This is a genomic window from Pseudomonas sp. PDM25, from assembly GCF_019219045.1.
Classification (GTDB): domain Bacteria; phylum Pseudomonadota; class Gammaproteobacteria; order Pseudomonadales; family Pseudomonadaceae; genus Aquipseudomonas.
This window is the reverse complement of the sequence record NZ_JAHUWL010000006.1, coordinates 369,486-381,585: the sequence shown is the minus strand read 5'-3', so window position 1 is coordinate 381,585 and position 12,100 is coordinate 369,486. Positions and strand designations below refer to the sequence as shown.

The window sequence follows — 12,100 nt, the reverse complement described above, 5'->3', positions numbered from 1 at the left end:
CCTGAAGACAACGGTCAAGGGTTGTCGGCCCGGGTCTGAGCGGTTGGAGATGGGTCGACAAAACGTTTGGCGAGGAAACTGTAGAGCAGGTAGCCGAACACCAGGACAAGGGTGCCGCCGAACACGGCGTCTTTGCCGCAGGCATACAGGGCGTACAAGGAATAGGCCACGGCAAACAGTAATAGCACTGTGTTGCGGGTGTATACGCCGGCACTGACTTTGGCTTTGTACATCATGACCAGCAGGCCGGTGGCCGCCGTCACATAGGGGATCAGGTTGGTCACTGCCGCGAGGCTGACGAGCTTTCCGAATTGGGCGCTGGCATTGGGCGAAATGGTCGATAGCGCCAACAAGGTCTGCAACACACCACAGACCAGCATCCCGACTATGGGGGCATTCCGTGTGCTGACCTTGCTGAACAGTTTCAGGAACATCCCTTGGTCAGCCGTCATCTTGGCGGTTTGCGCCAGGGTGAACTGCCAGCCCAGCAGCGAACCGACACAGGCCATCACCGCCAGCGCCATAATGATGTTGCCGACCGTGGGGTTAAACATGTGTGCGTAGACGAGCGCAAAAGGCGCCGATGAGTTGGCCAGTTCGGCATTGGGTATGATGCCCTGAATAACCGTAGTCGATAGCACATAGACCACTGCCGCACCGAGCGTGCCGAACAGGCAGGCCAGCGGCACGGTGCGCTTGGGATCTTCCACTGCATCGGAGGCCTGCGCCGCCGACTCCATGCCGAGGAAGGCCCACAGGGTCAGGGGAATCGCCTTGCTGATGGCTTCGGAGATTGGCAGGTTGTTCGGGTTCCAGGCGGCAGCCAGCACATCGGGCTTGAACCAGAACCAGCCGATGATGCTCAAGCCGGCCACCGGGATAATCACACCCCACACGGTTATCGCACCGATCTTGCCGGTGATGCCGGGGCCGCCAAAGTTGGCCACGGTGGTTAACCAGAGCAAGCCGACCGTTCCTATGAACAGCGGAATGGCGCCACTTCCCAGCCAGGGCACGAACGATGTCATGTACCCCACTGCGGAGATGGCGACCGCCACGTTGGCGATGGCCAGCGAAAGAAAGTACAGATACGAGCAGAGAAAAAATCCTGATTTTGCGTGCGCCTCTTCGGTGTAGGCGGATAACCCGCCTGAGCGCGGACAGTAGATGCCACACTGGGAAAAGCAGTACGCGATGGCCATGGAACCGACGGCAGTGACGATCCATGACAACAATGAAACGGCCCCGAGTTGGGCCATGCTCGTCGGCAACATGATGATGCCTGAGCCCATCATGTTCACTGTGACCAGTGTGGTGAGCCCCATGAGGCTCATTTTCTTGCTTGAGTCGGCCATCGGAAACTCCTTGATCTGCTCAACGCATTGACCCTGAATCCGGCGCCTGATTACTTGTCGTCGGGCAAGGGGCTAAATCCTGGTTTTTGACCACATAGACCTTGTAGATTGGCCGGCCCTGGCTGTTACGCTCAATTTCCACGCCATGATTGTCATGCTCGAAACCCGGGAAGTGGCCATCGAACAGTTCCATCGCCAACAAGTCGTCGACGATGGCCTTTTTATCGGCGCCGGCTTTTTCTCCGGGCATCATCAATGGAATGCCCGGCGGATAAGGAACGATCTGCACGGCCACGGTGCGATCAATCATGTCTCGCACGGCGATTTGCTCAATCTCGCCTTTCACCAGCCTGGCGTAGGTGGCCCGAGGCGAAGCGACTGGGTCCGGCAGCAAGGTGAAGGCCGCATCCATGTTGTGTAGCATTTGCGAGCTGATCATGTCCTGGTGCATGGCTTCGGCGAGGTCCTTGAGTCCCATGCCGCTATAGCGCTCGGCATGGTTGTCGACCAGATCGGGCAGGACCTGCTTCAGCGGTGAATTGCTCTCGTAATGTTTCTTGAACTCCATCAGGCCGGCGATCAGAGAGCCCCATTTGCCTTTGGTCACGCCAAGGCTGAACAGCACGAGAATGGAATACGGCTCAGTCTTCTCAACCACGATGCCGCGACTGGAGAGGAAGGACGACACCAGCGGCGCGGGGATGCCGCTGTTCTCCATTTGACCGTTGAGCGTCTGGCCAGGCGTCAGCACCACCCATTCAACTTCCACTTCATGCTCATGCAGCACGCTTGCAATGGACTTGACACTGCGCACCTGGATGTTGTCGTCGGTTTCCGGGGCATTGGCCACGATCAACACGGGATAGCGCTGCGCCAGGTCTGCGGGTAACTGCGTTTGCGAGCGACTCATGGGCGTCTCCTTTAGAACGTGGCAGGAGATACCTCAGGTTTTGAGGACATAGGCAGCGACCTTATTGGAGGCCGAGGTGCCATTGAGTGCGAAGGAGGTCTTGTCGGCGTTGCACAAGTCGGCGCGAAACAGTGTCTCTGCGAAGAAATCGAAAAACTGCGTAAGCGTATTAAAGAATGGCGGGAGGAGGGTGTCTTCATAAGACTTCGCAGCAGTCTCGAGCGGGTGACCGTAGTATTCGACGTTGTTGCGCGAGAGGTCGAAAACGTCATTTACCTGCAACAAAACGTCTTGCAGTTGCTTGTAGATGTCCAATGCACGATTGCCACCCTCCTGTGACGTGACCAGAAAAATCGGGATATCGAAACCGGTACGTTTAATGGTTTCCAATGCGCCGGCGAGCAAATCGTCCCGGGAAAAGACGGCGCCAGCAACATCCGTAAAGTCGGTTTGATCGAGAGCGACAATCGCTCTGGAATTGCGGAAACAATCACGAGTCGAGTTGCTGGCGGCGATCTTTAAGTCGTTCACAACATTACCTCCAGCTGGTGCACGGGCACCTGCTTTTAAGGGCGGTAAATATGCGGGTTACTTCAAAAAACCCTGATTAAAATAACTGGTAATGTTGGGTATAGACCATCTTGATCAGTCGGTATTTTTTTTCTCCAGTACCCTGCTGATCCTTGCGTATCAAGCGTGAGAAAGAGTCTTTACCGAGTCAGACACAGCGTGCTGATCGAGCGGCTGACTATTCGGAAACGTTTCTGGCGACAGAGAATTATTCGCAATCGCTCCCAGAGAATGAGGTGCATTAATTCTCGAACTCAATCGCTCAACAAATGACTCAGCTCCAGCAAGGCTGCGGAAACTTGCACCCCACAGATCCATGTGAACCCACCAGAGATTCTGTACAGGATCTTTTTCAATATAAATGTTCATTTACGGCGCTCGGCGATACAGGGTTTCAATCATCCTGACCTGTGCAGAGTCATCCTTTGTTCTCTAAGTACGATGACAGTTGCCATTCATGCTGTTGATCTTCCTGCTTGTTAGCCTGTACTCGAATAACCGGCAAGCTGTTGATAAAAATCAACCCTTCTGGCCTATTTCCCAATAGCCTGATGCCGCGTGTCGGATTCCTGCACTTGTGCCGCGTCAATTGAATATTGGCGGGCGGCTATCTGATCAGGGGCTTTTTTCGCTGACGGTTGCCGTCAGCTTGTCCGCTTCGCTCACCCAACCGCCGCCTGTTGCCTTGTAAACATCGATCATGGCGGTGAACACCGAACCCCGGGTTTGGGTGTAATTCAACTCGGCATCGAACAAGCTGCGTTCGGCATCCAGGACTTCTATGTAGCTGGTGTATCCATTGTCGTAGCGCAATCGCGCAAACCTGGTGTAAGTACGCAGCGCCTCGACCTGACTGGCTTGGGAAGCCATTTGCTCGCGGGATTTGCTCGCCGCCACCAACGCGTTTTCAACATCCCTGAAGGCTGATTGAATCGACTGCTGATAGACCAGCAAGGTTTGTTGTTGAAAGGCCTCGGTCTGTTGGACCTGACCGGCGATCCCGCCAGCGGTGAAAATGGGCATGCTCGCGCCGACACCATAGGACCAGGTGGCGGCCGGCCCGGTGAACAAACCCGAGAGTTGGTTACTGACTGAGCCCAACAGCCCGGTCAGGGATATCGTCGGGAAGTACAGCGCCTTGGCGGCACCGATACGGGCATTGGCGGAGATCAGGTCCAGTTCGGCTTGACGTAGATCGGGGCGTCGCTCCAGCAAGTCCGAAGGCAACCCGGCGGGGACCGATGGCAGGGTCAGTTGCGTCAGATCACGGCCTCTGATGATGGGGCCCGGATTGCGTCCAAGCAGCACCGCCAAATTGTTTTCCTGTTGCGCCACCTGGTACTCGAGTAGCGATACAGACGCTTGGGTGCGCTGGAATTCGGAGAGGTTTTGCGCCAGTTCCATTTCGGAAATGGTGCCGGCGCCAAAGCGCAGTTTAAAAATTCCGTAGGAGTCGCCACGGGCCTTGGCGGTGGTGCGGGCGATTTCCAGCTGCCGGTCAAGATCGCGTAGCGCTATGTAGCTGGATGCCACCGACGATACCAGGCTCAGAATGACCGAACGCCGACCTTCCTCCGAGGCCAGCAAGTCAGCCCGCGCCGACTCATTGAGCCGCCGTAAACGACCCCAGACGTCCAACTCCCAGCTCACATTGAGGGTCGTCTGGTAGTTTTTGTAAATCGGGTCGACGCTGGAATCCAATGGCACCGGGCCGTTGTCGCGCGGTGCCCTGGCGCGACTGCCTTGCGCGGCGGCGCCGATTTGCGGAAACATCTGCGAGCGCACCACACCGTAACGACCCTGGAATTCCTCGACCCGGGCGGCGGCAATCTTGATGTCTTTATTCTCGACCAGCGCACTGCGGATCAAGTCATTCAGGACCGGATCCTTGAACTGTTCCCACCACAGGGTGTTGGACAGATTGTTGGCCTCCTGCTCCGCATAGCGATAGGCAGCAGGGCTGTCTGTGGCAGGGCGCTGATAATCCGGGCCGAGCATACAGCCCGTCAGGCCCAGGCAAATCAACAACGGGAGATGGCGTGTGCGCATCTCAATCCCCCTCATGTCTGTGCAGGGGGGCGCCGCCGGGAATCTCCCCGGGCGACGTTAACGAAGGCGGCGGGGTTGTCTGTTTGACCGCGCCTTTTTTCTCAGTCAAACGTTCAACGAGGTAGTAGAAGAGAGGGATAAAGAAGATGGCGATGACGGTCGCCGCCAGCATCCCGCCGATCACACCTGTACCGATGGAGTGTCGACTGTTTTCGGAGGCCCCGACGGCAATGGCCAGCGGAACGCAACCCAAAATGAACGCCAGGGACGTCATCACGATAGGCCGCAAGCGCTCCTTGGCGGCAGTCATTGCAGCATCATAGGCGGACATGCCGTTTTCACGGTTCAGTACCGCGAACTCGAAAATAAGGATGGCGTTCTTGGCGGCCAGGGCCACCAGCATGGTCAAGCCGATCTGGAAGTAAACGTCATTGCTTAACCCCCGGATCAGAACGGCAAGCAGTGCACCGAACAATGCGAAGGGCACCGCCAGCAATACGCCGACGGGCAGGGACCATTTCTCGTACTGAGCCGCCAGGATCAGGAACACCATGATCAGGCCGAAGATGAACACCTGAGAGGAGGCTCCCCCGCTTTTTTTCTCCTCGAAGGCTTCGCCACTCAAGGCCAGGGCGTAGTCGTTGGTCATGATTTCAGCGCTGATTTCTTCCAGGGCCTTGAGCGCTTGGCCGGAACTGTAGCCGGGTGCCGCGTTGGCAGTGAGTTTGACCGCCGGGAAGTTGTTGAAACGGGTCAGCAGGTCGGGACCGGTGACGTAGCGGGTGGTCAGCAGGGCCTTGAGCGGCACCATCCCAAGGTTTTTGCTGCGCACGAAAATCTGCTGCAAGTCTTCGGCCTTGAGCCGATAGCTCGGTTCAGCCTGCAGAATCACCTGCCACAGGCGGCTGAATTTATTGAATTGAGACACATAGAGAGAGCCGAACATGGTTTGCATGGTGCTGTAGACGTCTTCCACCGGTACCCCCAGCGTCTCTGCCTTTTCTCGGTCTACGTCGACCAGCAATTGCCGGGAAAACACGTTGAAGGTGGAGGTGATCGCGCCGAGTTCCGGGCGCTGTTTGGCTTTTGCGACAAGGGTGCCGACCATCTCAGCCAATTGGTCGACGGTGGCGTCCCCCTTGCTTTGAACCCATACCTCCATGCCGCCTGTAGTGCCCAGGCCGGGAATGGATGGCGGATTGACCGGAAGAATGATCCCGCCCTGTACCGTGGAAAAGGCGCGGGCAGCTTTCTGAATCACCGCAGGGGCACTTTGTGCCTTGATTGTTTCCGAGTCCTTGTAGCGCTCCTCGAAATCCTTGAACCCGACGAAAAAGGCGCCGGCATTGTTCTTGTTCTGGCCGTCGAGCAGGCTGTAGCCGTTAACGATGGCGACGCCCTCGACGGCCTCATCGTTCATGAAGAAGTCACTGGCTACTTTGCCCACCTCGCCGGTGCGATCCAGACTCGCGGCATCAGGCATGATCACGGCCCCCAGCAGATAACCCTGGTCTTCCGGTGGCAGGAAGGCACTGGGAATGCGCTGCGCCATCACCAGAATCAGAGCGATCATGCCGGCAAAGAGTAACAACGCCAGGACAAAGCGCTTGATCATAAACGCCACCGAGCGTGAGTAGCCCTCGGTCATGCGTTCGAAGCTGCGCTCGAACCAGCGGAAAAAAGCGTTTTTTTCGCCGTGTTGGGGCTTGAGCAGCAGGGCCGCCAAGGCCGGCGAAAGTGTCAAGGCCACGAGGCCGGAGATCACCACGGAGATGGCGATGGTAATCGCAAACTGTTTGTAGAGTTGGCCGGTGATTCCCCCCATGAATGCCACCGGGATGAACACCGCGCACAGCACCAGCACGATGGCCACCACGGGACCGGCCACTTCATCCATGGCGCGTTTGGCCGCCTCCTTGGGGTTCATCTTGTGCACGTGCATATTGCGTTCGACGTTTTCAATCACCACGATGGCGTCGTCCACCACGATGCCGATGGCCAGCACCATGCCAAACAGCGTCAGCATGTTCACCGAAAACCCAAGGGCCGACATGCCGATAAAGGTGCCAACAATCGACACCGGCACGGCGAGCACCGGGATCAGTGTGGCGCGCAGGCTCTGCAGGAAGATGAAAACCACCACGACCACCAACACCAACGCTTCGAAAAAGGTGTGTATCACCTCGGAAATCGACGCGCGGGTAAACGCGGTGGTGTCCATCACGATTTTGTATTCGATCCCTTCGGGAAAGGTCGTCTTCATTTGCGCCAGGGTTGACGTCACGGCCGCCGAGACGTCCAGCGCGTTTGCCCCCGGTTGTTGGTACACCGCGATCAATGTGGCGGGACGTCCCTGATAGGTGCTGCGCAGGGAGTAGTCTTTTTGCCCGAGCTCGGCTCGACCAATGTCCTTCAGACGAACAATGGCAGCCCCGTCATTGCTCGCGCGCAAGATGATGTTCTCGAACTCCGCAGGTTCAGTCAGGCGTCCCTTGGTGGTCACGGCAAAAGACTGTTCCACGGCCTGGCCCGTCGGGGATTGACCCACACGGCCTACGGCGAATTGCTGGTTCTGGTTGGTGACCGCTTTCTGCACGTCAGCGGCAGTAATCCCCAACTGGGCCATTCGATCGGGTTTGAGCCAGATCCGCATGGCGTAGTCCGGTGTGCCAAAAATACTGGCTTGGTTGGCGCCCGGAATACGCTTGATCGCATCCAGAATGTAGAGGTTGGCGTAGTTGGCGACATAGGTGCTGTCATAGCGGTCGCCGGCAGAATACACGGCAAGAACCATCATGAACGCCGAGGATTTTTTCTGTACCTGAATACCCTGGCTCTGAACCGCGGAGGGCAATTGCGGCAGGGCCAGATTGACCCGGTTTTGCACGTCCACCTGGGCAAGAGAAGGGTCGGTGCCAATCTCGAAGAAGACGTTGAGGGTCATGTTGCCCGTCGCGGAGCTCGACGAGTTCATGTAGATCATGTTGTCGGCGCCGTTGACCTGCTGCTCGATTGGCGCTGCCACGTTATTGGCCACGACCTGTGCATCTGCCCCCGGGTAGGTTGCTGAAACCGTAATTTGCGGTGGCGTAATATCCGGGTACTGGGCGACCGGCAATTTAGCCATCGCCACTGCGCCAGCCAAGGTGATGATGATCGAGATCACCGACGCGAAGATGGGGCGATCAATGCAATAGTGTGAAATGCTCATGGGCTGCGCCCAGTGTCTTGCGCCGATTTGGCAGCTGTCGGTTTCGCCGTTGTCTCGCCTGCCTGCGCGGGGGGAGCGGGGGCGATGATATTCAGCGGCCCTCCGGGCGTCACTCTGATCGCTCCGTCGACCACTATGCGTTCGCCCGCTTGCAAGCCTTGGGTAATGAACCAGTCATCGCCATGCCAGTCACCCACTTCGACAACGCGTTGTTCGGGCTTGCCCTCTGCATTGATCACCCAGACGAAGTGGCTCTTGGAACCCTCCAGAACTGCCTTTTGCGGCACCACAATGGCGTTCGGCCTGGAAGCTCCGATTGCCCGCGCCCGTACGAATTGGCCGGGACGCAGTTGGCCGTTGGGGTTGGCCACCACGGCGCGGACCAGAAAGGTGCCAGTGTCCTGGCTATAAGAGGGTGCGGCAAAATTCAGGCGACCACGGTCAGGTACCACTGACCCGTCGGCCAGCACCACTTCAACGACAAACTCACTGCGCAAAGGGAATATGAGGTGCCCAGAGGCAATCTCGTCGCGGTACTTGAGCGTCTCGTTTTCCGAAAGACTGAAGTTGACGTAGATCGGGTCCATCTGTGAGACGGTGGTCAGCAGCCCGGACTCACCTGGTGTGACGTAACTGCCTTCCTGCTTTTTGGCAAAGCTTGAAAGGCCGGTGAGGGGAGAGGCGATGGTGGTGTAACTGAGGTTCAACTGCTCGGTTCGAACCGTGCCCTCGGCGGCAAGCACGGCGGCCCGGGTCTGACGCTCATCGCCGACCGCATTGTCCAGATCCATCTTGCTGACCGCATTCTGCGCCGCCAAGGGACGGACACGGGCCAGTGTGGCCTTGGCCACTTCCCAGCGTGCCTGTTGTTGCGCCAATTGGCCCTGCGCCGACAGCAACGAGGCTTCAAAAGGTTTACGGTCCATCTGGAACAGCGTTTGCCCGCTTTTCACCAAATCGCCTTCGGTGTACAGCCGCTTTTCCAGGAAGCCGGCAACCCGGGCGCGGATCTCCACCTCTCGGGAACTCTGTGTTTGGGCAACGAATTCGAACGTCACCGGGGTGTTGCGCGCGGTGACCGTCATGACCGTTACATCGGGGGCTTGACGGGCAAGCGTAGTGGGCTCTTTGCCGCAACCTGCAACCAGGCTTAAGACCCCTACCATAATGGCGATGGGCAAACCGACGAGCTGTCTGACAACGTTCATGTTTGCGCCCATGCCCATACTCCATAAAGGTCACTCGAACAAAAGCGTAGCCACTATGTCTTCACAATGCGAACTAATAAACCGAGGAAAATTTCACTGAAATCAATGATCACGACGAGCCAGCCGAGCAACCCATGGATTGGCACTCAAACCATGTAGTAGCACGCTGAGTAAAACGGTACAGACAGCGGTAGCCACCAAGGTACGACTGGCTTGTAGAGGGAAGTCCAATATCATCACGGCAAAGACGATACTTGCCAGACCTCGCGGGCCAAACCAACCGATGAACAGGCGGGTTTCGAAATCGAAACGAGTCCCTGCCAGGCTGATGAGCACAGGCAGTATGCGAATCACGGTCAGACTGAGCACTGCGTAGAGCCAGATGTTCAGGGTAAGACTGCTCCAGGCCCGAGGGATGACCAGCGCGCCAAATACGACCCAGGTAATGACCGATAACAGGCTGGCGAATTCTTCGCTGGCCTTAAGCAGGTGATGTTTTTGCTCGGTAAACAAATAGCTTGCGAACAACCCGCCGACGAACGCGGCGATAAACCCGCTACCGCCTAATGCTTGCGCTGTGGCGAAGCAAAGAATGGCTAACCCGGGCAGTGTCAGTTGTGACCACATGGGAGTTTGCCAATGGTGTTTTTCGGAGTGACGCTGCAACAGCCAGGCGATAAGCGTAAGGGCGATACCGATGACTGCACCGATGCCCAACTCCTCGACAATCAACTCCACGGCCAGCGAGAGGGGTGACTGCGTCTGCTGTTCGACCAGCAGGGCCAGGAACATCAACAGTACTGGAACGCAGATGCCATCATTCAAACCGCTCTCCACGTTTAACCCTTCACGCACGGACGCCGAAACCTTGGGATTGCTCACAACGGCCTTACCCAGCGCAGCATCGGTGGGCGCCAGAAGGGTCGCCAGTATTGCCAATTCCACCAGGGGCACCTGCGGGAACAGCCAAATGCCGACCAACCAACCACTTAGCATGGTCAGTGGCAGCCCTATCATCAATAAGCGCAGCGGCAATCCTTCGTGCGCTCTTAGAACCTTGAGGTCGGCGTTGGCTGCATCGCTGAAGAGAACAATCGCCAATGTCAGTTCTGCGAGGATCTTGAGGCCGTCCTTGTCAATCCGGGGTTGGAGAATCCCCAGAAACGCCGGGCCGAGAATCAGACCGGCAAGCATGAACATGAGCGGACCATTGAGCAGACGTGACTCGAAACGCCCCGCAAATAGGCTGTAGGTCAGGAGGAAAGCGGCAAGCAGGGCTAAGTTCTGATACATCGATGACCTGCTTGTCCAGGTTGATGCTACGGCAATGGCATCATTGCCCTTCTGACTCGGCGCTTAAAACGCAGAAAAGTCAGGTTATTCCAGATGCTCGGGTTTGACCGTGTCCCCCGACTTCATATCCAGCTGCACCCTGACATCTTCGAACATCAAGTCGTAGTTTTTATGCATTGAACCGATGGCGCTGTACATCTTGGGTATGCCGTACTTCTCTGCAATTTGCGTGACGTTGCGACCAAAGTTGTAGGCCTGGTCCTTGGGCAGGAAGAATTTTTCTTCCATCTCCCGGCCCTGGATACTGCCGTGCATCGTGAACAGCATGCCTTTACCTTCCTTGGGATCCTGGTGGACTTCATAGTCGATGCATATGTTGTAACTGACATCGTCCTTGTTCAGCGCGTGGCGCTCGATGTGCAGATGACCGGGCTCAAAGGTAGCCATTGTTGTCTCTCCTTCAAAAAGGCATTGAATCAGGGCGGGTTTCAGGCCGTCCCCGGAGTTCTTTTATTGGTAGCTAATGCCAGGTTTCGCTGTGCTGATGCGGGTGCCGGCCGTGCCCTGAACGATGGCCTCGATGTCCGAGAGTGAGCCGATCACCGCGACTTTTCCGGTATGGCGGGCGAACTCGCAGGCGGCCTGAACCTTCGGTCCCATGGAGCCTGCTGCGAAGCCGAGTTTTTCCATTTCGTCGGGGTGTGCCTGAGCGATGGCCTTTTGGGTCGGTTTGCCGAAGTCGATGTAGGCGGCGTTGACGTCGGTGGCGATCACCAACAGATCGCTTTCCAGCTGTTCGGCCAGCAGCGCCGAGCACAGGTCTTTATCGATCACCGCTTCCACGCCCTGCAGTTTGCCGCTGGCGCCGTACATCGTCGGGATGCCGCCACCGCCGGCGCAAATCACGATGCTGCCTTTTTCCAGCAGCCATTTGATCGGGCGTATTTCGAAGATGCGTTTCGGTCTCGGGCTGGCGACTACGCGGCGGAACTTGTCACCATCCGGGGCAATCGCCCAGCCTTTCTCTGCCGCGAGTTTTTCTGCCTCTGCTTTAGCGTAGACCGGGCCGATGGGTTTGGTGGGGTTCTGGAAGGCCGGGTCATTGGCATCGACTTCGACTTGAGTGAGCAGGGTGGCGAAGGGCACTTCGAAGTCCAGCAGATTGCCCAGTTCCTGTTCAATGATGTAGCCGATCATGCCTTCGGTTTCGGCGCCGAGTACGTCCAGCGGGTACGGCGAAACCGAGGTGTAGGCGGCGGCTTGCAGCGACAACAGGCCCACTTGCGGGCCATTACCGTGGGCGATGACCAGTTCATTGCCGGCATAAATCTTGGCGATCTGTTCGGTGGCGACGCGGATGTTGGCGCGCTGGTTATCCGCGGTCATGGGCTCACCACGGCGGAGCAGGGCGTTACCGCCCAGAGCAACGACGATACGCATAATGCAGTCCTTCTAAATGAGGTGACTCGGTCTCCCTGTCGAAACCCGGTCAATGTGGGAGCGA

The 12,100-nt window shown here is 57.3% G+C and carries 9 protein-coding genes and 1 pseudogene; all 10 read right to left on the bottom strand.

The window, feature by feature from the left end; translation table 11 throughout:
- Positions 1 to 14: 14 nt before the first annotated feature.
- On the bottom strand, positions 15 to 1,355 hold the full coding sequence (potE, locus tag KW848_RS14000) for a putrescine-ornithine antiporter (RefSeq protein ID WP_218537194.1): 1,341 nt from the start codon (positions 1,353 to 1,355) through the stop codon (positions 15 to 17).
- Between the two features lie 19 nt (positions 1,356 to 1,374).
- Positions 1,375 to 2,265: a hypothetical protein gene (locus KW848_RS13995; protein ID WP_256365159.1), complete on the bottom strand. Its 891-nt coding sequence runs from the start codon at positions 2,263 to 2,265 to the stop codon at positions 1,375 to 1,377.
- A 36-nt stretch (positions 2,266 to 2,301) separates the two neighbouring features.
- Positions 2,302 to 2,796: pseudogene (locus tag KW848_RS13990) on the bottom strand (Orn/Lys/Arg decarboxylase N-terminal domain-containing protein); the annotation flags it as partial.
- A 159-nt stretch (positions 2,797 to 2,955) separates the two neighbouring features.
- Positions 2,956 to 3,204 carry a hypothetical protein gene (locus KW848_RS13985; protein WP_218537192.1) on the bottom strand — a complete coding sequence of 83 codons (249 nt, stop codon included), beginning with the start codon at positions 3,202 to 3,204 and terminating at the stop codon, positions 2,956 to 2,958.
- A 246-nt stretch (positions 3,205 to 3,450) separates the two neighbouring features.
- Entirely contained in the window at positions 3,451 to 4,884 is a 1,434-nt protein-coding gene (locus tag KW848_RS13980) for an efflux transporter outer membrane subunit (RefSeq protein WP_218537191.1), read from the bottom strand.
- A 1-nt stretch (position 4,885) separates the two neighbouring features.
- Positions 4,886 to 8,095, bottom strand: coding sequence for an efflux RND transporter permease subunit (locus KW848_RS13975; protein ID WP_218537190.1), 3,210 nt, complete (start codon positions 8,093 to 8,095; stop codon positions 4,886 to 4,888).
- Positions 8,092 to 9,180, bottom strand: coding sequence for an efflux RND transporter periplasmic adaptor subunit (locus KW848_RS13970; protein ID WP_309140072.1), 1,089 nt, complete (start codon positions 9,178 to 9,180; stop codon positions 8,092 to 8,094). The genes KW848_RS13975 and KW848_RS13970 overlap by 4 nt, the downstream gene beginning before the upstream one ends.
- 225 nt (positions 9,181 to 9,405) lie before the next feature.
- Complete coding sequence (locus KW848_RS13965; protein WP_218537188.1) at positions 9,406 to 10,596, bottom strand: sodium:proton antiporter; 1,191 nt, start codon at positions 10,594 to 10,596, stop codon at positions 9,406 to 9,408.
- 84 nt (positions 10,597 to 10,680) lie between these two features.
- The gene (locus KW848_RS13960) at positions 10,681 to 11,043 is read right to left on the bottom strand and encodes a DUF5064 family protein (protein ID WP_218537187.1); all 363 of its coding nucleotides are present in this window, start codon (positions 11,041 to 11,043) and stop codon (positions 10,681 to 10,683) included.
- Between the two features lie 63 nt (positions 11,044 to 11,106).
- Positions 11,107 to 12,036 carry a carbamate kinase gene (arcC, locus tag KW848_RS13955; protein ID WP_111449877.1) on the bottom strand — a complete coding sequence of 310 codons (930 nt, stop codon included), beginning with the start codon at positions 12,034 to 12,036 and terminating at the stop codon, positions 11,107 to 11,109.
- Between the last annotated feature and the right edge of the window lie 64 nt (positions 12,037 to 12,100).

Coding starts and splice junctions, on each gene's coding strand:
- potE (WP_218537194.1), bottom strand. CDS start 1,355: ATGGCCGACTCAAGCAAGAAAATGAGCCTCATGGGGCTCACCACACTG.
- KW848_RS13995 (WP_256365159.1), bottom strand. CDS start 2,265: ATGAGTCGCTCGCAAACGCAGTTACCCGCAGACCTGGCGCAGCGCTAT.
- KW848_RS13985 (WP_218537192.1), bottom strand. CDS start 3,204: ATGAACATTTATATTGAAAAAGATCCTGTACAGAATCTCTGGTGGGTT.
- KW848_RS13980 (WP_218537191.1), bottom strand. CDS start 4,884: ATGCGCACACGCCATCTCCCGTTGTTGATTTGCCTGGGCCTGACGGGC.
- KW848_RS13975 (WP_218537190.1), bottom strand. CDS start 8,095: ATGAGCATTTCACACTATTGCATTGATCGCCCCATCTTCGCGTCGGTG.
- KW848_RS13970 (WP_309140072.1), bottom strand. CDS start 9,180: ATGACGGTCACCGCGCGCAACACCCCGGTGACGTTCGAATTCGTTGCC.
- KW848_RS13965 (WP_218537188.1), bottom strand. CDS start 10,596: ATGTATCAGAACTTAGCCCTGCTTGCCGCTTTCCTCCTGACCTACAGC.
- KW848_RS13960 (WP_218537187.1), bottom strand. CDS start 11,043: ATGGCTACCTTTGAGCCCGGTCATCTGCACATCGAGCGCCACGCGCTG.
- arcC (WP_111449877.1), bottom strand. CDS start 12,036: ATGCGTATCGTCGTTGCTCTGGGCGGTAACGCCCTGCTCCGCCGTGGT.